The 21,074-nt window shown below is 39.5% G+C and carries 22 protein-coding genes and 2 pseudogenes; 20 read left to right on the top strand and 4 right to left on the bottom strand.

All coding sequences use genetic code 11. The features are described from left to right. The first annotated feature begins 102 nt into the window (after window positions 1-102). The 3 genes from PROCOU_RS13890 to PROCOU_RS13900 are packed head-to-tail and all read left to right on the top strand — an operon-like array spanning window position 103 to window position 2,040. The gene (locus PROCOU_RS13890) at window positions 103-972 is read left to right on the top strand and encodes an aminoglycoside 6-adenylyltransferase (RefSeq protein WP_077913464.1); all 870 of its coding nucleotides are present in this window, start codon (window positions 103-105) and stop codon (window positions 970-972) included. A gap of 2 nt (window positions 973-974) precedes the next feature. Next, window positions 975-1,481 (top strand): hypothetical protein, encoded by a 507-nt coding sequence (locus tag PROCOU_RS13895; protein WP_036073510.1) that lies wholly within the window; start codon window positions 975-977, stop codon window positions 1,479-1,481. Between the two features lie 7 nt (window positions 1,482-1,488). Beyond that, on the top strand, window positions 1,489-2,040 hold the full coding sequence (locus PROCOU_RS13900) for a DNA glycosylase AlkZ-like family protein (protein ID WP_077913465.1): 552 nt from the start codon (window positions 1,489-1,491) through the stop codon (window positions 2,038-2,040). A gap of 18 nt (window positions 2,041-2,058) precedes the next feature. Here the strand turns inward: PROCOU_RS13900 and PROCOU_RS13905 are convergent, their stop codons facing one another. Beyond that, window positions 2,059-2,250 carry a YdiK family protein gene (locus PROCOU_RS13905; RefSeq protein ID WP_036073517.1) on the bottom strand — a complete coding sequence of 64 codons (192 nt, stop codon included), beginning with the start codon at window positions 2,248-2,250 and terminating at the stop codon, window positions 2,059-2,061. Further along, window positions 2,247-2,957 (bottom strand): CPBP family intramembrane glutamic endopeptidase, encoded by a 711-nt coding sequence (locus PROCOU_RS13910; RefSeq protein ID WP_243832097.1) that lies wholly within the window; start codon window positions 2,955-2,957, stop codon window positions 2,247-2,249. The genes PROCOU_RS13905 and PROCOU_RS13910 overlap by 4 nt, the downstream gene beginning before the upstream one ends. A 436-nt stretch (window positions 2,958-3,393) precedes the next feature. On the opposite strand from PROCOU_RS13910, the gene PROCOU_RS13915 reads away from it, so the two are divergent. From PROCOU_RS13915 to PROCOU_RS13955, 9 genes and pseudogenes are all read left to right on the top strand, one after another. Beyond that, a complete protein-coding gene (locus PROCOU_RS13915; RefSeq protein ID WP_036073520.1) occupies window positions 3,394-4,701 on the top strand; it encodes a hypothetical protein in 1,308 nt (435 codons plus the stop codon). Next, window positions 4,640-6,364: an SH3-like domain-containing protein gene (locus PROCOU_RS13920; protein WP_036073522.1), complete on the top strand. Its 1,725-nt coding sequence runs from the start codon at window positions 4,640-4,642 to the stop codon at window positions 6,362-6,364. The genes PROCOU_RS13915 and PROCOU_RS13920 overlap by 62 nt, the downstream gene beginning before the upstream one ends. 11 nt (window positions 6,365-6,375) lie before the next feature. Further along, window positions 6,376-6,813 carry a hypothetical protein gene (locus PROCOU_RS13925; protein WP_036073525.1) on the top strand — a complete coding sequence of 146 codons (438 nt, stop codon included), beginning with the start codon at window positions 6,376-6,378 and terminating at the stop codon, window positions 6,811-6,813. Window positions 6,814-7,132: 319 nt separating this feature from the next. Then, window positions 7,133-7,321: a hypothetical protein gene (locus tag PROCOU_RS13930; protein ID WP_036073528.1), complete on the top strand. Its 189-nt coding sequence runs from the start codon at window positions 7,133-7,135 to the stop codon at window positions 7,319-7,321. 140 nt (window positions 7,322-7,461) lie between these two features. Further along, window positions 7,462-7,857 (top strand): DUF4062 domain-containing protein, encoded by a 396-nt coding sequence (locus tag PROCOU_RS13935; protein WP_051994422.1) that lies wholly within the window; start codon window positions 7,462-7,464, stop codon window positions 7,855-7,857. Between the two features lie 19 nt (window positions 7,858-7,876). Continuing rightward, window positions 7,877-8,602 (top strand): hypothetical protein, encoded by a 726-nt coding sequence (locus PROCOU_RS16780; protein WP_051994423.1) that lies wholly within the window; start codon window positions 7,877-7,879, stop codon window positions 8,600-8,602. Between the two features lie 796 nt (window positions 8,603-9,398). Continuing rightward, complete coding sequence (gene groES, locus PROCOU_RS13940; protein WP_036073531.1) at window positions 9,399-9,683, top strand: co-chaperone GroES; 285 nt, start codon at window positions 9,399-9,401, stop codon at window positions 9,681-9,683. 405 nt (window positions 9,684-10,088) lie between these two features. Continuing rightward, window positions 10,089-11,721, top strand: a pseudogene (gene groL, locus PROCOU_RS13950) (chaperonin GroEL). A gap of 171 nt (window positions 11,722-11,892) precedes the next feature. Then, complete coding sequence (locus PROCOU_RS13955) at window positions 11,893-12,615, top strand: SDR family NAD(P)-dependent oxidoreductase (protein ID WP_243832098.1); 723 nt, start codon at window positions 11,893-11,895, stop codon at window positions 12,613-12,615. Window positions 12,616-12,683: 68 nt separating this feature from the next. Here the strand turns inward: PROCOU_RS13955 and PROCOU_RS13960 are convergent, their stop codons facing one another. Then, a complete protein-coding gene (locus PROCOU_RS13960) occupies window positions 12,684-13,391 on the bottom strand; it encodes an SGNH/GDSL hydrolase family protein (RefSeq protein ID WP_051994424.1) in 708 nt (235 codons plus the stop codon). Window positions 13,392-13,598: 207 nt separating this feature from the next. Between PROCOU_RS13960 and PROCOU_RS17840 the strand changes: the two genes are divergently transcribed. The 8 genes and pseudogenes from PROCOU_RS17840 to PROCOU_RS13995 all read left to right on the top strand — a co-directional run bounded on the left by PROCOU_RS17840 (window position 13,599) and on the right by PROCOU_RS13995 (window position 20,857). After that, a complete protein-coding gene (locus PROCOU_RS17840) occupies window positions 13,599-13,751 on the top strand; it encodes a hypothetical protein (protein WP_159101238.1) in 153 nt (50 codons plus the stop codon). A 19-nt stretch (window positions 13,752-13,770) separates the two neighbouring features. Further along, window positions 13,771-14,433, top strand: coding sequence for a uracil-DNA glycosylase (locus tag PROCOU_RS13965; RefSeq protein WP_036073552.1), 663 nt, complete (start codon window positions 13,771-13,773; stop codon window positions 14,431-14,433). A gap of 109 nt (window positions 14,434-14,542) precedes the next feature. Continuing rightward, entirely contained in the window at window positions 14,543-15,052 is a 510-nt protein-coding gene (locus PROCOU_RS13970) for a GyrI-like domain-containing protein (protein ID WP_036073535.1), read from the top strand. Between the two features lie 214 nt (window positions 15,053-15,266). Beyond that, the gene (locus PROCOU_RS13975) at window positions 15,267-16,082 is read left to right on the top strand and encodes a formate/nitrite transporter family protein (RefSeq protein ID WP_243832099.1); all 816 of its coding nucleotides are present in this window, start codon (window positions 15,267-15,269) and stop codon (window positions 16,080-16,082) included. 327 nt (window positions 16,083-16,409) lie between these two features. Next, window positions 16,410-17,976, top strand: a pseudogene (abc-f, locus tag PROCOU_RS13980) (ribosomal protection-like ABC-F family protein). 78 nt (window positions 17,977-18,054) lie between these two features. After that, complete coding sequence (locus PROCOU_RS13985; protein WP_036073540.1) at window positions 18,055-19,269, top strand: GNAT family N-acetyltransferase; 1,215 nt, start codon at window positions 18,055-18,057, stop codon at window positions 19,267-19,269. 246 nt (window positions 19,270-19,515) lie between these two features. Beyond that, entirely contained in the window at window positions 19,516-20,217 is a 702-nt protein-coding gene (locus PROCOU_RS13990; RefSeq protein WP_036073542.1) for a carbonic anhydrase family protein, read from the top strand. A 91-nt stretch (window positions 20,218-20,308) separates the two neighbouring features. Further along, on the top strand, window positions 20,309-20,857 hold the full coding sequence (locus PROCOU_RS13995) for an HD domain-containing protein (protein WP_311772341.1): 549 nt from the start codon (window positions 20,309-20,311) through the stop codon (window positions 20,855-20,857). On the opposite strand, the gene PROCOU_RS18100 is transcribed toward PROCOU_RS13995, so the two are convergent. Further along, the coding region (locus PROCOU_RS18100; protein ID WP_208855817.1) for a hypothetical protein at window positions 20,850-21,074 on the bottom strand (225 nt) is incomplete at its 5' end. The genes PROCOU_RS13995 and PROCOU_RS18100 overlap by 8 nt on opposite strands.

Genomic DNA, 21,074 nt, shown 5'->3' on the forward strand with positions numbered 1-21,074 from the left:
ATGCGAAACATAGTGTAGAAGAGCACTGGAAATGTTTACAGGCTCGCTCTGCTCTCCTGCATATTGGGATTGTAACTCGTCTTACTTCGAACAATCCCAACAATGAGTGTTTGTCGACACGCTGGGCCAAACATTGTGTTTGGCTCTTTTTATAGGGAGGGAAGAAAAATGTTAGAGGAAATTATAATGTGGGCCAAAAGGCAAGAACAAGTCCGCGCGCTCGTGCTAGAGGGATCGCTGGCAAAACAGCAAGGCGTAGATGAACTATCAGATTTAGATATAAACGTTTGGTTCAGCGGAGAATTACTATTTGGAAGAACAGTGGAATGGCTGAAAGAAATCGGCGACGTATTGATTGAGACGCAATTACGTATGGATTCGCCAGCCGGAGAAGTAGCGACCCAGCTCGTTATCTTCCAAAATGGTATTAAGGTCGATTTTTCCTTCTGGCCAATCACATTTTTAGAAACCCCATTCCCATACTATGACAAAATGGAAATATTAATAGATAAAGACATGCACACTGAGCAAATAAAACGATGCGTCCAAGAACGATCGAAGCTTCCGATGACAAAACTAATTTTTGATAAAATCGTAAACGAGTTCTGGTTTGAATTACATTACGTCGCCAAGTTCTTAAAACGTGAGGAAATCTGGTTTGTACAGAGTATCCAAGCCGGAATCCGTGAAAACTATCTTTTACCGCTATTAGAAGAACAAGCCCGAATTGCTGGACGAAATACCTCTTTTTCAGGACGAAACATCGAAGCTTGGCTGAATTCGGTACATTTAGAGCGCTTACCATCTATTTTTGCAGGTTACTCACTGGAGGCTAATTGGCAAGCGATGTGGGAAGAAATAGCATTATTTGAAGATATCTCGCACTTTATCAGTACGTACTATCAGTTCGAATTGCCAATAGCTACGATAGAAGGCATGAAAAACTTATTGCGAAAAATACAGGAGGGGTGACTGTGTTCACAAAAGCAGAAATAACGCAGATTAGGCTTCATAAATTAGGCATGGTGGAGTCATTCACAGAACCTATAACATTCATAAGACAAGTAATCGCGCTTCAAACACAGAATCACCAGCCAGCACTCGTGAACTTTTTGCAACATGTAGATATGAGTTGGCTTGAAGTAGAACAATTTTTTGCATCCAATCAAATTATTAAAATATGGGCTAACAGACTGACACTGCACACTTTTTTAGCGGAAGATTGGGAGATGGTATTTCGCGTTTTTGGTACACGGACGAATATTGTGAACCGGCTTTGTCAGAAAGAAGGCATTGACTTAGCATCCTTGTTGATGGAAATAGATGAGTTGGGGCAAAAACGAGCGGTTTTTAGCCGTAAAGAACTAGAAGCAATCATTGGTGAGTATCCCTCACAGGTTATATCATCAATCATCGCACAAGCCACGATAGCAGGGATTTTATATTTATTGCCATCAAGTGATGCGGTAAAAAAATTATAGCCACCGTATGCGACTAGGAAATTATCAAACGTGGACGAGCGAACCCGAAGCAAACTTAGAGGCGCTGATGATGCTAATTCGTCGCTATTTAAAAGGCTACGGACCGGCAACTTGGGAGGATTTCAGGCATTGGAGTGGGTTAAATATTGGTGAAATAAAACCAGCGATAGCAGGTCTTGAAGCAGAGCTTGACACGTTCACGATAGAGAGCCAAACTTACGTGTCACTAAAAGGCGAAAAAAAGGTACCTACTGCGCAAAAGCTATTTTTATCAGGTAAATTCGATCAAGCCGTAATTGCATATAAAGACCCAACATGGCTTATGACAGAAGCCCAGCGAAAATCAGCGTGGACAGTCAACGGTCATTGCTCCGCGATTATTGTAGCAAACAATCAGGCCATCGGATTATGGAAATACGATTGGAAAAAAGATACACTACAATTCACCGTTTCCTATTTTGAAACGCCGTGTTTCGAAGCTGAAATTAAGCAGGAACTCGAACATTTCGCATCACGCCTCGATAAGCAAGCTACAAAAATTCAATATAAAGGTATATAAAAAGAGCAGGTTCACGACCTACTCTTTTTTCTTCATCAAACCAACCGTCACAAATTTAATTCCAGTTACGGTATTTACAGTAGCCATTGCCATCATTAAATATGTCATAATTGTCCAGCCATTCATGTTAACTTGGCTAATTGCAAAATAAACAAACACAACTGCAAGCACTAAATAAATGAGACCTTGCATAGCTAAAGGATTTCTCATGATCCGCCTCCTAGCATAAACTGACCAACCATCGCGAGCACGTTCATCAACATATGCGCTACAATTGGCACAGCAATCCGTTTCGTTTTTGTATAAATATAGCACAGCATAAGCCCAATCACAACGTAGACGAGTAGAAAGGTTAAGTCCATGTGCATCAATCCAAAGAAAACAGAACTAATGACAGCTGCCACATGAATATTCATCCGCGACGCCAAGCCTCCATAAATAATTTTCCGAAAAATAATTTCTTCTAAAATAGGCGCCAAAATTGATGTAAAAACAATCATCAATGGCACTGACCGAGCCAATTCACCGAGCATTTCTGTATTTGGTGAAACCCCAGTAATTCCGAATAATCCCATGATGAAAACCGAAATCGATTGACCGAAAAGTAATGCAATAAAGCCAAGCACAGCATAAGCCACACTTTTTCCAACAGACATCGGTTGGCCTTGTTCAATCTTAGTTGTTCGAGGCGTTTTACGAAGTATCATCCAAATAATAATGAGCGCCACCAAATTACTGAACACACTCCAATAAACCGAGGCATACGTAATAACCTGCCTATCCGACAAGTCTGTTGCCGCCCGCAAAATCCCCATTACAATTGGAGCTCCAATTAATGAAGAAAAGTAAGCTGCAAAATATGTAAGTAGTACATACCAATAACGTTTATTCAAAATAACACGACCTTTCAAATACACACCATGTATCTCATTTTCCTATTGTACTAATTATTAAGGCAACAAGCAACAAGTTGGGTCATCTTTGGATTTAAGTGGCGTACATTTTCTAAGCTAAATGACGTTCACACAGTTAAGAGAATATATAGAAGTGGTTAGCGCGGGTGGTGTTCCTTGTTATGCGGTGTCAAAACTTATAAGTTTTGACACTGTTTTTCATGTGGGGAGTTTTCGTGTTTGTTGAAGTGTCATAACTGAGAGTCGAAAGTTTTAGATGAACCCAATATTAGCAAGGGTTTCTGGTTGAATTATGGGAGATATACGCGACAATGGTTCTCCCATATTGACATATATAAGAAAAAAGAGATTGCTTCATCATGTATAATATGCTACATTTTAGTCTAGCTGTATTGCTAATAGCAACGAGCACAAAACAACAGAAAAGGGGAATAACAAGATGAAAAAGGGACTATCTAGATTACTTTTAGTCATGATTGCAATCACATTAATCGTGTCTACGATTCCAGCATACGAGCCGTATGCGGAACAAGGGGTACCACCAGTGGAAACCACTGTAGAAGGCGCGACAGTACAACCAGAAGTGACAGAAGGGCAGGAACAACAAGATACACAAGTGACACCAGTCGAAGAGGAACAAGCGCCTTCCGTGAAGGTAGACGGGGATTGGAAAGATCCTTACTATGATACAATAAAAAGATCCAGAAGTGTTGCTTTAGAGAAACCAGAAAAAGCAACAATTAAAACCGTGTCGAATGGTGTTGGCACAGGGACAGGTGCGATGAACTTGTCATGGAAAGCGATGCCAGGTGCGACAGGATATAAAGTGATTATCGGTAATGGCTATAACTACGAGTATTTTTCTGTAGGAAATGTGACATCGTGGACGACAAAAGGGAAAGGTATCTTCCCAACGAAAGCAGAACTAGATAAAGGGTTGTATCGTTTCCATACGGATGGAAAAGGTACAGAATTTGCGAATGATCCAACGCAACTCTATGAGAATACCTTTAAAGCAGGGACGACGTGGACATTGCGCGGTCAAAAGAAATATATTGTGCGTGTGTTAGCGACGTATTCGAGTGGTGACGGGCCAACATCCGATATTACAGAAGCCGTGATGCCACCAGAAACGTTACCAGCCAAACCAGAGAAATCGGTGATTAAAACGGTATCGAGTGGTGTAGGAGCAGGTACCGGGCACATGGATATCTCATGGCAAGCGGTAGCTGGTGCGATTGATTATAAAGTAGTCATCAGCAATGGCTACAACTATGAATATTTCAACACAGGAAATGTGACAAATTGGTCTACCAAAGGGAAAGGTATCTTCCCAACACAAGCAGAAATAGCGAATAAACAATATAAGTTCCACCAAGATGGCAAAGGTGTGGAATTTGCAAGTGATCCACGTGCTTTGTACGAGAATGGTTATCAAGCAGGAAGTACATTTGGCTTGCGCGATCAGAAAAAGTACATTGTCCGTATTTTAGCAGTTTACCCATGGGGTGATGGCTCGGCATCTGATATTACAGATTCCTATATGCCAGAAGAAGAGGCTCTCCCGAAGCCAGAGAAATCTGTTATTAAAACTTTATCGAATGGACCCAAAACAGGTACGGGATATCTAGATATATCATGGGAAAGCATGCAAGGTGCGATTGGATATAAGGTTCTTATTAGCAATGGCTATAATTACGAACATTTTTCCTGTGGGAAATGTAACAAATTGGACGACAAAAGGTAAAAATATTTTTCCAACAGAGGAAGAAATCAAAGAAGGAAATTATAAATTCCACCGTGATGGAAAAGGTGGTGAATTTGCCAACAATCCTAGAGACTTATATGAAAATGGATATCAAGCTGGTAGTACATTTGGTTTGAGAGGTCAGGAAAAGTATATTATAAGAGTTGCTGCAATATATCCAGTAGGTGACGGTCCGACATCGGATATTACAGATGCCTATATGCCATTAGAAACATCCAACCCACCGAGAGGGACTGTTTATGCAAACGAAGAAAAAACGAATACAGGCTTTGTAAACGTGAGGTGGGATGTAATCGATGGTGCTGACGGGTATGAAGTGGGTGTCTTTAACGGTGCTTCATATACGTGGTACGATGTGGGTAATAATACATCTTGGACTACACGAGATAAAGGAATTTGGCCAACAGCGGAAGAAATACAAAGTGGGAAGTCAGCACTGCACAAAGATGGCCAAGGGAGCGAACTAGCCAAAGATCCATCGCAGGTATATAAAAATAGTGGGGGCCCATACCCTACTCATACAAATTATTGGTTCCGTGTCAGGTCTTATGTGAATGAAAGTAACAGAGCTAATAGTGCTATTTCAGAGACATTTAGACCGGTCGTTCCTAATGTTGAAGTATCTGTCATGAATTCTCAAAAGAATGTTAACTATGGAGCTGGCTTAATTGTAGGAGGCAAAGCTTTTTACCAAAATGGTCCTGGAAAAGTTGCAGGTTCAAAATGGAAAGTGGATTCTGATGAATATCTTAATCATTATTTTTATGTGGATAAAGAAGCAACAGTTGATGGAAATGTTACTTGGGTACACTTAAAATCAATGGAAGGCGAAGAGATTGGCTGGATAGAAAAAGCCACTGTCTTTGTTTTAAAAACAGATACAGTAGATAAGCTGAAGCAATTTCTTCAGAACAATCCAATCTATGATAGCTATTTCAAAGGTATATTAGAAGATACTGATCTATCCAACGATTTAGATGTATTAATAGCGCAAACGATGGAAGAACTAATAAAATTGGACCAAACTAATGAAGAAGAGCTAGCTAATCAAGAGGAACTAGCAAATCAGCTATTGGAAGAGCCTGCTCTAGATATCCCTGCTGCTCCAGGAACGCAGCCAGTTTTATTTTCCGCAGAATCATCTGTAGCACTTGCGGCTTATTTTAAAGGAATAGAAATTGTAAGAAATCGAGGACATTATAGAACAGCAGAATATATGGAGCATGCAATTAAGCCACCTTTTTCATGGTGGGGTTGGAAGCCAGATAAACATACAACTAAAAATGATAGATTTGCAAGGTCTACGCGTGATGACTTAGGGTTCTTCATAAGAGTCAATCATAAATTTGAACAAGAAATCTTGTCTAAAGGAAAGACGAATGCTAGTGTCAGGTCAAGCTATACCTTTACAGATGGAGAGTTACACTCTGCTTTAAATAAGGTTGAATATACGGCTACATTTAAAAAACGTAAAAATGGGACATACAAAGTGCAAGTTGTAATCAAGGATGTATACGATTTTGCATGGAGTACGAACTACAAGGAGTTTGGTGTTAATTTTGGAAATAACTACTGCGTGTTAGCAACTAAAATGGGAATAATAAAGCCGTATAAAATCGAAGTAATTCATGATATTCAATAAGGGGGGAGAGTATGAGAAAGCGTGTAGCTTTGGCAAGCCTGATGTCTTTTATTCTACTGTTAGGAGGATGTGGACCAGGGGCATCCGATTTTAGGGTAAAGGTAAAGAACGATCTATTCCTATCCCAAATCAACCCACAACAAGTGCTCCTTGTTCATGGTGATGATTCTATCATTATTGATAATAGTTCGAATACGGATGTTTCACGTGGTATCTCTGAATTAGACTGGGATGAGGAATACCTTGTTGCAAAAAGCGAAATAGTGGATGTCGATGTAAGCGATAAAGAGTCTAAGCCATTGTATTGGGTATATGATATAAAAAAGGATAAGTTGGATGGTAAGCTTGATAAAACAAAGTTTGAGAAGTTATTAGTTAACAAAGGAATTACTCTAAAATTAGAGACATTTAAGCAGAGAATTAAGGGTGAAAAGAGGCTATATGACTAAAGAGACGTTATATAAATGGTGCGTTTAGGGGCGTCACCATAGATTTATAAATAGTGAGAAAGAGTACAGTATAATAGTCTGTGCTCTTTTCCTTTTTCAGATGTGTCAAAATATCAGGGACTGTATTTTGACATATGTTGCTTATGTGATACACTATTTTACATAAGTTAGGTGGATTGACGTATTATTAGAGAGTGGAGATAAGTTCAGGGATGAATCAATTTTTGGAATTATGGTCAGAAATATTCTATTTATAATTTTACCATCACATTGAGAAGTTTTGTGCTTAAATACGGCAGGATAAATGAAGGAGTCGGAGATGAGTACAGAAAATGAAGATAGATATAGTAATTTAATGAGATTGGTCTATATTGGGGTTAAATCAGCACAATGGATTATTCCCATTGCGCTTACTGTGGGTATTTTTTGTATAACATATTCTTTTACATTAAAAAATTCAAATTTAGTTTTAGATGAAGAACTAACTGATTTTCAAATGGATAAATGAGAATGTTTTCGTGCTATAGTTAATTTTATACAGGGAAGTGTTCATTTGATGTAAAAAAACAATTAGAAGAATAGCTATCTTCAAGATCATATAAAATAAAAAGAATCTTGAGTCTTAATATTAGGGGGTTAGCTTTAATAATGGATAAAGAAAAAAAATTACAAGTGTTCATTTCATCTACTTATAAAGATCTAATTAATGAGAGGCAAGCTGCTGTTGAAGCAGTGTTGAATGCTGGACACATTCCAGCTGGAATGGAGTTGTTTAAGGCCGGCGATCAAACGCAAAAAGAAATAATCAAAGAATGGATTGAAGAATCAGATGTCTACTTACTAATATTAGGTGCTAGGTACGGGTCAGTGGATTCCGAGTCGAACATTAGTTACACGGAATGGGAATATAATTTAGCTAGAAAATTAGGTATTCCTAGCTTTAGTTTAGTCTTAACAGATGATTACATCGATCAAAAAGTTAAAGATGAAGATTTAAAAGCAGGAGATGTGGAGATAAACATAAGGGAGTTCAAAAAAATTTAAAGCTACTGTTGAATCTCATATGGTTGAATTCATTGATCATAAGCAAGCCATTAAAGGTGCGGTATTAGGTTCACTTAATAATATAATCAGAAGAACTTCTCATTTAAAAGGTTGGATTAGATACGATGATAAATTGGACGAGGAAAAATTTTATGAATTAGTAAAAGAAAACCAAGATTTAAAAAATAAACTTCAAAATAGTAAAGTAACATTAAAAAATCAAACTAAAGATTTGAAACAAGGAAATGATTTTATTGAAATAAAAATCGATTTTAAAATTTATAATAAAGCAACGAAAATAAATCAAAAAGGTAACGAGTATACGAGGTATGAATATGATAAGGATGATTTTTCGAAAGTAGAAATTTCTTTTAATGAAGTAGCGAATGTTTTGTTACCGATATTGATTCAGTATGGGGAACAAGGATTATTAAAAAGTGTTGTAAAAGAGAAGCTATATGATTTTATTATGTCTAAAGCTGGATTTAAACTCATTAGTAACAAATCCTATAGGGAGGATAAAGTATACTTTAATGACAAAAAAAGTTACAAGGCCAATTTTACAATTCTAGAGTTAGATAAAATAATAACTCAATTAAAGTTGTTAAACTTGATTAGTTTTACTCAAGTGATAGATGAGAGCTCTTATGTAGAAAAAATCCATGTCTATGTATGTATTACTGAAATAGGTATAGAAGAATTCCAGAGTTTATTTGCCTATAAAAAAGATGATGGAACAGAGTAATATCAGTATCACATAATGACATTGTGTGATGGTACGGAAAAGGAAAGTTATTTTTCATGAAATTCTAGTCTGGATCACAGCGTCTTTTTTTCTTGAAGATGTAATATGAATATATAAGCTAACAACAAGCAAAATCCATTTTTGACCGTCGCGGTTACTCCCTTTTCCGCGGTGGTTTTTTTGTGCGCTAAAAAATGTCTGATAAGGGTATACCCATGTATAACAATTGTGGAATACGGTATAATCGGAAGCAGAGGTGTTCAGCAAGGGTGCCCGATAATTGCTTTTGAAAAAGAGGTGTAAGCGATGAAAGTCGGGGTGTACATTATGCTGTCCTTTTTTAATTAAATGGCGCGTCTCCAGAAAAAGCATGTAGATGTTTTTTCATATGCCTATAACAAGACTATCTCTGGTTGCCTCGACTACTTCTGCAGACGCTGTGTTTAGCTGATTAATTTTTAAAATGCAATAATCTCTTTAGGTTGAGATCAATGCTTCAGTCAAGCCGCTTATATTCGAATAGATGATGTGTTGCATGTACATAGATTGAGTCAACCTAATTCCACAAAGCGCGTTCTGATGATTCTTATCAGAACACGCTTTTTATCTTATCCAATTTACGCCATTTAAATCTAAAAGTGTCACCAAGGGATACGAGAGCTGAAAATCAGTCCCATTTTTTTAGGTGTAAATACTTGCATTTTCCACATATTTTTTATAATATAAGAAGTGGATTAGCACTCTAATGACAAGAGTGCTAAAAATCATAAACATAGACTTGAGGAGGTTGTTTTAATTGTTAAAACCATTAGGAGATCGCGTTATTATCGAAGTTTTGGAAGCAGAAGAGAAAACGGCAAGTGGTATTGTACTACCAGATTCAGCGCAAGAGAAGCCACAAGAAGGTAAAGTCGTAGCAGTCGGAAGCGGCCGCGTACTTGATAACGGCGATACAGTAGCACTAGAAGTTGCAGAACAAGATCACATTATCTTCTCCAAATACTCAGGCACAGAAGTTACGTATGACGGGAAAGATTACTTGATTGTGAGAGAATCGGATATATTAGCAGTTGTTAAATAAGAAAGCTAAAAGAGCCCGTTAACCTCGAAAAGCGGGGTATGGAACAAATGCTCACGCCGTTCGCACTTGTTATTGAGGGTTCTAAATAGCAAAATAAACTGCTTAAGAAACTCAACATAGGGGGCGCGGTGAAAAACCGAACTGGTTTTTTACGAAGGCACCGAAAATTTCGAGGGGCTGGGCTAAAGGGAAGGCAGTTTCATTGCATTCAACTGCATATCGAGGTTCTAAAACAGCAAAGAACGCTTTTCAAGAACCACAACAAAGCTGGATCCGGAGGCGCTTCACGTGATGCAGTACATGGATTACATGCTCGCTTCGCTCTCATGCATATTGAGGTTCTAAATCAGCATACTACGCTTCTTAAGAACCTCAACAAAACAGAACTAAGGAGGAATCATAAAAATGGCAAAAGATATTAAATTTAGTGAAGATGCACGCCGCGCAATGCTTCGCGGTGTTGATCAATTGGCAAATGCTGTGAAAGTGACTTTGGGACCAAAAGGACGGAATGTCGTATTGGAAAAGAAATTCGGTTCGCCACTTATCACAAATGATGGTGTAACAATCGCAAAAGAAATTGAACTAGAAGATGCTTTTGAAAATATGGGTGCAAAATTAGTATCTGAGGTCGCTAGTAAGACAAATGATGTTGCCGGTGATGGAACAACAACGGCGACTGTTTTAGCGCAAGCGATGATTCAAGAAGGGCTAAAAAACGTTACGGCTGGTGCTAACCCAGTTGGTATTCGTCGCGGAATCGAGAAAGCTGTGGCAACAGCTATTACAGAACTAAAAGCAATCTCAAAACCAATCGAGGGTAAAGAATCAATCGCTCAAGTTGCTGCAATCTCATCAGGTGATGAAGAAGTTGGTCAACTAATCGCAGAAGCAATGGAACGTGTTGGTAATGATGGCGTTATCACGATTGAAGAGTCTAAAGGCTTTGCAACAGAATTGGATGTAGTAGAAGGTATGCAATTTGACCGTGGCTACTCAAGCCCATACATGGTTACTGATCCGGATAAAATGGAGGCTGTTTTAGAAAATCCATATATTCTAATCACTGACAAAAAAAATCAATAACACGCAAGAAATCCTGCCAATTTTAGAGCAAGTGGTTCAGCAAAGTCGTCCACTCCTTATTATCGCAGAAGACGTAGAAGGTGAAGCGCAACAAACGCTTGTGTTAAATAAATTACGTGGTACGTTCAATGTTGTTGCAGTGAAGGCGCCGGGGTTCGGTGATCGTCGTAAAGCAATGCTAGAAGATATTAGTATCCTAACGGGTGGACAAGTTATCACCGAAGAACTAGGCTTAGAGCTGAAAACAACGACAATGGAGCAACTTGGTAACGCGGCTAAAGTAATGGTCACAAAAGAAGCCACAACAATCGTAGAAGGTGCAGGAAATGGTGCCCAAATCTCGACTCGTGTGAACCAATTACGTGCACAAATGGAAGAAACAACATCCGAGTTTGACAAAGAAAAATTACAAGAACGTCTTGCAAAATTAGCAGGTGGTGTTGCGGTCGTTAAAGTTGGGGCAGCGACAGAGACAGAGTTACAAGAGCGTAAGTTACGCATTGAAGACGCGTTGAATTCAACACGTGCAGCTGTTGAAGAAGGTATCGTATCCGGTGGTGGTACAGCTCTTGTCAACGTGTACAACAAAGTAGCAGCTATTGAAGCGGCAGGCGACGAAGCAACAGGTGTGAAAATCGTTCTTCGTTCACTAGAAGAACCAGTTCGCCAAATCGCGCATAACGCAGGCTTAGAAGGCTCCGTTATCGTAGAACGCTTGAAAAACGAAAAAATTGGCGTAGGATTCAACGCAGCCAATGGCAAATGGGTAAACATGATTGAAGCAGGAATTGTTGATCCAACAAAAGTAACCCGTTCTGCATTACAAAACGCATCATCTGTTGCAGCACTTCTTCTTACAACAGAGGCAGTCGTTGCAGATCGTCCAGAAGAAAATGCTGGAGGCGGTGGCGTTCCTGATATGGGAATGGGCGGCATGGGCGGTATGATGTAAGCAACTCATCGCCTACTAAGTCAACAATATAGAAATCTCGAATGAGTATGCATTTTACTTGTTCGGGATTTTTTATTTTGACTGTGAAATATATTCTCACAAGGGTTGAAATTTGATAACATTCTAATTTAGGTTTATAGTGAAAGCGATATAGAGATTAGGAGGGAATGAATGATGACAAAGAAAGTTTTTATCACAGGAGCAAACAAAGGAATTGGTAAGGAGATTGCGTATCAGATGGGGAAGCGTGGCTGGACTATTTTACTAGGAGCACGTGATGAGAGCCGCGGACTTGCAGCGACTGATGAACTTAAATCAAAAGACGTTGACGCGATTTACGTACATATCGATTTGCAAAAACACGAAACGATTTCAGCAGCGGTAAAAACTATTAAATCGCAACATAGAGACCTTACGATGCTGATTAATAATGCGGCAATTCCTGGCGATATGAGAAAACCTGGTTCTGAATTTACAGTAGAAGAGTTAAGAGAAGTTATGGAAACAAATGTTTTCGGCACTTTTGACCTCACGCAACAGCTTTTACCTACACTTGAAGCGAATAAAGGTCGAGTCTTAAATATTACGATACCAATTGGCATGTCTGACTTTTTTAACCCATTCGCGTATAAAACAAGCAAAGCTGCACTTAATGCTATGACACAGAGCTTTGCCCAGAATTTTAAAAATGAAGGAATACCAATTGAAATTTTTGCTATTATGCCTGGTGGAGTAACTACAGACTTGAATGGTAATATGACCGGTGATTTCATGAAGACTGTCCCTGAGGCAGGTAAATTAATCACGGATATTATTTTCGATGGTAAAAACCATAATGGTGAAATTATTAATTTTAATGGTAATACCGCGGATTACAATAATGGTTTATTTTGAGCGCAAGAACTAGCTTAAAAGAACCTGTAAGCAAGGCTGAATTATCTTGTTTACAGGTTCTTCACCTATTACAAACCTTTAATAAAAACTTCCATCGTATCAGCAAGATGACGATGGCCTTTATTATTTAAGTGAATGCCATCTCCAACGCTATACCCGTTTACATCGGGTTTTGACAAATCGAAGGAGTCCAAGTCATAAAGATTCAAATGTTTAATACTATAACGGTGACAAACCTCGATTGCAGCGTTGATATAAGCATAGTCAGGAATGCCTATCTTGTTTACTGGTGGGAAAAATGATTGTTTATACATAGAAATAAAGCCAATTTTTTGACCGGGATATTTTTTGATTAAACCTTTTAAAAGTACATCAAGCGCACCGTAATACGTTTTATTTGTTGTATCGCTTGGCGTACCGAGTGCTTGCCCTTTACCATAGTCATTAATACCTGCAAAAACAGTAATCAGATTAGCACTGCTATCCATCGTTGTATAGCGCTCGCTTATTGGTGCAAAGAGGTTACCAACTGTGGAGCCATTCATGCCATAGTTATTGACTTGCTTGATGTGTAGATCTTCTTGGATGTAATTAAAGTACCTTTTGGTTGCCAGTGTGTTATTCTCTGTCGTCAAGCTGTCCCCCATTGCATTCCAAGTGACTTTTGTCCAATCTGTTGTTTCTGCAGCGCTTACTTTTCCTGTGCTCAAGGTTAAGACAGTTAGGAGCAAAACACTTCCTAGTGCTATTTTCCCCCATGTTTTCTTGTGTTGCATCTGAATCTCTCCTTAAAGTTAGTTTGTCTTAATTGCCGAAAAGACTTTTAAAACTATTTTAATTTAACATAAAAACCACGTTTTAGCAATATTGAACTACTTATAGGTATAAAGGTATAATTGTTTACAATTTTTCTGTTAATTATTAGGAGTTCTAGATTACTGTCATAAAACAAGCTATAATTAGAATAGAGAGGGTGTCTATTCATGTGGTTTACTATTTTACTTATTGCTGTTGTGTGTGCTATCTTATTTTTCTTACCGAGCTTATCGAATAGGAAAAAATCAGCTAATCAGGAACGAGCAATGGCTGATGTTCGAGAACAAATGAAGCAACATAACCATGATTCGCATCTATAATACAAGTATATCTAAAGAAATGAGGCGCTTTATGCAAAAAGATTGGCAAGCACTTTTAATCGAAGAACAGGAAAAGACGTATTTCAAGAATTTACAACAGTTTATTAAAGAGGAATATGCGACAGCAACAATTTATCCACCACGTGAGGCAGTTTATCGTGCACTAGATTTGACGAGTTATGCGGATACGAAGGTGGTCATTTTAGGACAAGATCCTTATCATGGACCAAGTCAAGCGCACGGTTTGAGTTTTTCGGTGGCATCCAGCGAGGCAAAATTCCCGCCCTCTGTTCGTAATATGTTTAAAGAGCTCGATGCGGACTTGGGTATTGCACGAACGAATATTAATTTGACTGACTGGGCGGAGCAAGGCGTGTTGTTGCTAAACACAGTGTTGACGGTACGAGCTGGCAAAGCTGCATCACATCGTAAAAAAGGATGGGAGCCATTCACCGATACCATTATCAGACTACTAAATGAAAAAGAGGATCAGGTGGTTTTTGTGCTTTGGGGGGCAGACGCGAAAAAGAAGTCGGTGTTTATTACAAATCCACAGCATAAAGTGATTACAGCTGTACATCCGAGTCCATTATCAGCTTACAATGGTTTTTTTGGAAGTAAGCCATATAGCCAAATTAACGCTTATTTAGAGGCGGTGGGGAAAACACCAATTTCTTGGTAAAACGAAATTGTCATTTTATTCATACTTATTATGGGATTATTTTTACGTTTTGTGGTATGATTTACGTGATTAGAAGAAGCAATGAAATCCCATGAAGGAGTTGATTAAAATGGCATTATCAGCTGCACGTTTTGAAGAACATGAAGGATTTACTGCGCTTGCTTTTGTTTGGAAAGGCACTTTCGAGGAAGCGTTTCATGGTGAGGTGCATAAAACAATCAAGAGAATACAAAGCTGGGCAGAGTCCCAAGAAAGTCTAAAGCACGATAAGACGTTGCTTGGAATGTCCGTGCATAATTTAGAAGACGGCTTCACGTATTATTCGGCTGTGAAGGCCAACTGGAAGCCAGAAAATGTACCAGATGATATGGAATGGATTGAAATTCCAGCACATACGTACTTTGTGTGTGATCATGTTGCGGGTACAGATATTAATGAAACATATAAAGAAGTCGCAGAACGCATCGCAGCTCGCGATTATCGACCATATATTACAGTAGAGTATCCTGTTTTTGATGAATTACCGTTCAAAATCGAAGTGTATGATAGCGAAATCGATTTGCCGAGAAATCAACAAGGGTTTCATATTATGATTCCGATTGTAAAGCATCTTGGTTAATATATGAAACCAAATAGACGGCTTTTTAGGAAGTTGTTTATTTGGTTTTACATAATACAAAAGTAACCGATTACAAATGCTTGGTTTACCACAAATCAAGGAATGTAAGGCTCTTTTTGGCGTATCATTGTGATATACCAAACATATTCTAGGTGTGGCGAGTCCAAGATCAAATATAAATAAAACAGATATGAGCAGGAAAGAGGGGATTTTTGTGGCTGCATATTTCACACCACAAGAGACAGTAGATGAAACGATTAAAAAAGGAGTAGCGAAGGCCAGTTCTTCCACTTCAGCACTTATTATTTTAGGTTTTTTAGGTGGTGCTTTTATTTCGCTAGGTTTTTTGCTTTATATTCGCGCAGTTGGGACGATGCCACATGAATGGGGAAGTTTTGCGACGTTTATTGGAGCGAGTCTGTTTCCAGTAGGGCTTGTTTGTATTTTGCTAGGTGGTGGCGAATTGATTACAGGGAATATGATGGTTGTTGCACTTGCATGGTTCGATCGCAAAATTTCAATGAAGCAGTTACTACGAAATTGGACAATTGTAACAATAATGAATTTTGTTGGAGCAATTGCAGTTGCCTTTTTCTTTGGCCATTTTGTTGGACTCACAGAAGGCGATTTCCTTGCAAAAACTGTTGCCACTGCTGGTGCGAAGATTAAAGAGCCATTCTGGGTTGCTTTTGTGTCAGGAATTGGTTGTAACTGGTTTGTTAGTATCGCAGTATGGCTTTGCTACGCAGCGAAAGACTTCACAGGCAAAATTATCGGGATCTGGTTTCCTGTTATGGCGTTTGTTGCAATTGGTTTTCAGCACGTTGTCGCCAACATGTTTATTATTCCAGCAGCCATTTTTGCGGGAAGCTATTCATGGGGCCAGTTTATCAATAATATCATTCCAGTATATTTAGGTAATGTGGTCGGTGGCGCAGTGTTTGTATCGCTATTTTACTACTTAGCTTACAAAAAGAAAACCGCACCAAAAGAAAAGGAATTCGAAGCCAAAATTCCAATAGAAGAATGATCAGTTGAATTTTTAAGTATCGTCCTAATAAGCGAGCTGATAAACGGTGGAAGGTTGACGGCTAGAAAAAAAATGCGTTATGATGGAGGCAACAAATGTAAAGGGGTGTCTTTTGAGCCGATGAAAATGTAATCCTATTTTTTAAGAGAATTCGAATAAGCGTGTAATAGATTGGACTTGAGGCCGGTTTATTTGCGGAACGAAATTTTCTAGGATGGGATTGCTATGCTCAAAAAGATGCAGAGCGAATAAAGACAGGTTGTGTGTTGGCGGAATGCTGGCAGGCTTGTTTTCTGACTTCCTATTCTAGAAATAGGAGGTTTTTTTATGTTAGCAATAGAGATAAACAATATAAGAAAAGAGATTGCGGATCGGGTTTTATTTGAAATTCCACATCTGATGGCAAATCGAGGTGAGCGGGTTGGTATTGTTGGTCGGAATGGCCTTGGCAAAACGACTTTGCTTGAGATTATGGCAGGTGTCACGATGCCAGACCAAGGAGTTGTGACGCGAAATGGAACGGCAGGTTATTTGCCGCAAATTTTGCCAGAAGATGCGAAACTTTCTGGTGGTGAAAAAACGAGGAAAGCTGTGCAACGGATTTTGGCGGAACAACCGAATTTGCTTTTTGCGGATGAACCGACATCTAATTTGGATGTTGATAGCGTGAAACATTTGGAGCGCCAGTGGAAGCGGTATGCAGGTACGTTATTTGTTATCTCGCATGATCGGACGTTTTTGGATGCGGTCTGTACGACGATTTGGGAACTGGATCAGGCGCGTATAACGGTTTATCCGGGTAACTATAGTGCCTATGAAGTAGCAAAACAGGCAGAACGTGATAAGGAAGAGGCAGGGTATGAGCAGTACCAGGCTAAAAAGCGGCAATTGGAAGATTCGCAACAATATCATGAGCAGGTGGCGCAAGGACTTCGCAAACCAAATAAGCGCTTTTCATCAAGGCAAATTCGAGCTGCAAAACCTGGAAAAGGCGTGCAAGAAAAGAAGCAGCATAAAACAATCAAGGCTATAGAGCAACGGATAGATCGGCTGGAGAAAGTCGACAAACCTTTTCAGCAAAAGGAGATTAAGATTACGCTTCCTGAACAGAATCAGATTAAGCAAGGAAATACGGTAATTCGTGTTAATGGTTTAAGTGCAACTACCCGACAACGCGTACTCTTTTCGAATGCTAGATTTAGTTTGAAAAGTGGCAAGAAAGTCGCAATCATTGGGAAAAATGCGAGTGGAAAAACAACTTTTTTGCGTCAAATTATAGGCGCGAATGAGGCGGTTAAACTCGGAGACAACGTGAAAATTGCTTATTTTGATCAGCAGCTAAGGCAACTGGATTTGGCAAAGACATTATGGGAGAATATCCAAGCAGTTAGTATTCACGATGACCAGATGAATCGGGATTGCCTTGGTAGTTTGCAATTCGTGGCTGCTGATTTGGCAAAGAACACAACGGTGTTATCTGGTGGGGAGCGTGTGAAGTTGGCTTTAGCAATGATTTTGCTGAGTGATGCGAATGTGCTGATTTTGGATGAGCCGACGAATTATTTGGATATACATGCGATGAAGGCGCTGGAAACGTTGATTAGTGGCTATTCTGGGACAGTTTTATTTGTCTCGCATGACCGAACTTTTGTAAGGAAGGTTGCAACATCATTGTTAGTTTTAGAAGATGCACAGTTGCGGCTGTTTGAGGGGACTTATTCGGACTGGGAAGATGCGAAAAAAAACATTGGAATCGCGGGTTGAGGAAGATAAGTTGCTGCTTGAAATGGAGATGTCAGCGATTGCGGCGAAATTAATGGAACCAAGGTTGACTGCCGCGAAAAGGGAAGTGCTAGAGAAACGTTACCAAGAAGTTGCGGCTAAACGTAAGTAAAGGAATTGCGCAAGGATATGATTTCAATGTACAATAGAGAGGTAGAGTGGCTAAGTTTTTAGGAGAGAGGTAGAAAATATGGGACAGCGAAATGTCCAAGATCGATTAGAGATGAAAACGCTAAAAATGGAGCATCTGAGGCAATTCAATGATTTGTTGCGTTACGTGTTTCAAGTGACGAATCAAGAGCTTCATGAGGTTGGATGGGCAGAGGATGAGATTGAGCAAGCCAAGCGTCCGGTTCTTCGGAAAGCGGATGTAATTGGTTGGTTTGATGGGGATAAATTAATTTCGCAGATGGCTGTTTACCCGATGCATGTGAATATTTTTGGTGAAATATATAAAATGGGTGGTGTGACTGGGGTTGGGACATATCCTGAATATGCGAACTTTGGCTTGATGCACCGTTTGATGCGCGAAAGTTTGAAGGCGATGCGTGAACGTGAACAGACGATTTCGTATCTATATCCTTATTCTGTGCCGTATTATCGTCGTAAGGGCTGGGAGATTATTTCGGATGTGATGACATTTTCGATAAAGGATACGCAGCTTCCAGAGAATGTTCCTGTGAAGGGAATGGTGGAACGGCTTGATATTGAGCATGAGGATGTCCTGAGAACGTACGATCGTTTTGCCAAAAATCAGCATGTAGCGATGATTCGTGATTCGTTGGCTTGGGAAGAATACTGGCGCTGGGAACGAGAAGAAATGATTGCGGCTGTGTATTATGACGAGGCGAATGAGCCTCAAGGATTTATGTATTATTGGATTGCAGATGATATTTTTCATATGAAGGAAATGGTTTACTTGACGCAAGAGGCGCGACATGGATTGTGGAATTTCATTAGTGCCCATTTTTCGATGGTGACACATGTGAAGGGGAAAATGTATACGAATGAGCCGATTGCTTTTCTGATGGAGGATAGCGATATTACGGAGACGATTCATCCGTATTATATGGCGCGGATTGTGGATGTAGAGGGCTTTTTTAAGAAATATCCATTTGCGGAACTGAAAGCTGATTTTCATTTTGTGGTGACAGATAGTTTGCTAGACTGGAATGAAGGCATACTTGCTTTTCATTGGGATGAGAATGGGGAATTTGAAATCATAAAAGAGGCCCGCGGTGAAGCGGTTGAGATTGATATTCAGACTTTAACAACGATGTTTTTTGGCTATAAACGCCCGAAATATTTGCGTAGAAATGGTCGATTAATGGTGAGCGATGCTGTTATGAAGCAGTTGGAAAAAATGATTCCTAATGAGACGCCATATTTTTCGGATTATTTTTAAGTAGTTATGGAGATTGCTGATTTTGGCAATCTTCTTTTTTATAGCCAGAAAACAGCTAAATGACTTAGAATTTGCCTTTTATGTAAAAATAATTTTCTAGTTTCGAGAAAACATACTGGCAATCTGATAGATTTTCAGTATAATAAAAAGAACACAAAAAAATAACTTGAAGAACTATTCACGAAATATTCACATAATAAGGATGGCAAAATAGAGCGCAATTTTTTATGAAAAGAGGAATGATGCATGACAGAGCCACTTGTGAAATGGTCCTACAAAGGGGAAAAGGGACCGAATTTTTGGGGACACATTTGTGATGAGTACGCAATCGCTAATTCAGGAAAGAATCAGTCACCAATTGATATTCATATGGAAAAAGTAATGGAAGTACAAGAGGCCTCGCCGTTAGACCTGGATTACAAGGAAACGAAATACACAGTAAGACGTGTAGAGAACTCGGTACATCTTTTTCCTGAGAGTAAGGAACAAGGTTTGACCTATAATGGGACGAGATATAATCTGGTTGCCTTTCACGGTCATATTCCAAGTGAACACACGCTGAATGAGCATTATTTTTCAATGGAATGGCATTTAGTGCATATGAATGAAGCAGGTGAACGACTTGTTTTGGGCATTTGGATGGAGCAGGAATTAGAAGGTAGTGATTTTGGTGAACTAGCATCAATTTTTCCGGAGGTATTTGCTGATTTCGGTATTGAAAAAGAGCTTTTGCTAGATGTCAGCGGATTTTTACCGGAAAGTAAGGCTTACTTCACGTATCAAGGATCACTTACGACGCCGCCGACATTTGAAGGGGTGACATGGATTGTTCTGAGAGACGCAACAAGCATAGCTGAGGAAGATTTTACAGCTTTTCAAGAAATCATCGAGGACACGAATCGGCCGTTACAAGAGCTGGGGAATAGGCAAATTCATCACAGCGCGTGACGACAAACGTTGTATTTTTAGAGTAAAACACTCAGAATGGGGCTTTGGTTATTTCCAAGGTCCCTTTTATAAAATTTGCGGGAGAAAGGAAATGAATCAGATGTATCAGCGAGCGAGTGATTTTGCAGAACAGGCGCATCAGATGCAGCGTCGTAAAATAACAGGAGAGCCCTATTTTTCACATCCGCGGAATGTGGCTCATTTGTTGCGCGATGCGGGATTTCGTGATGAAGTTGTTGCCGCGGGATTTTTGCATGATGTGGTGGAAGATACACCAGTAACGCTGGACGAGATTCGAGCTGATTTTGGCGATGAAGTTGCAGAACTTGTGGCTTCACATACCGAGGATAAATTGCAGCCTTGGGAGGCACGAAAAAGCCATACAATTGAGGTAGTGCGCACGGGAACACTGGAGCAAAAAGCGATTATTGTCGCGGATAAGCTCGATAATTTACAGTCTGTTAAATACGCGCTTAGTTCTGAAGGAGATAGGGTTTGGGGCTATTTTAAACGTGATTATGAAGCTCAGAAGTGGTATAACGAAAGTATTGTGGGGAATATGTATGAAGGGCTGAGGGAAGATGAAATTCCGAAGTATTTTCAGAAGTATGCAGAGTTGTGTGATTGGGTCTTTAATTGAAAAGCTGAAGAAGCCCGTTAGCCTCGACAGAAATTGTTAGGGGGCGCAGTAAAAACCTTCTTCTGGTTTTTATGGAGGCACCGAAATTTCCGAGAGGCTGGCTTCTGAAGCTGGATCTCATGAAAAGCTGAAACGGCCCGTTCAGCTCCGACAAAAACTGGAGCGGCCGCAGTAAAAAGCCGCTCTTGCTTTTTATGGAGGGCGTGAAGTTTTCGAG

Source organism: Listeria rocourtiae FSL F6-920, from assembly GCF_000525975.1.
Taxonomy (GTDB): Bacteria; Bacillota; Bacilli; order Lactobacillales; family Listeriaceae; genus Listeria_A; species Listeria_A rocourtiae.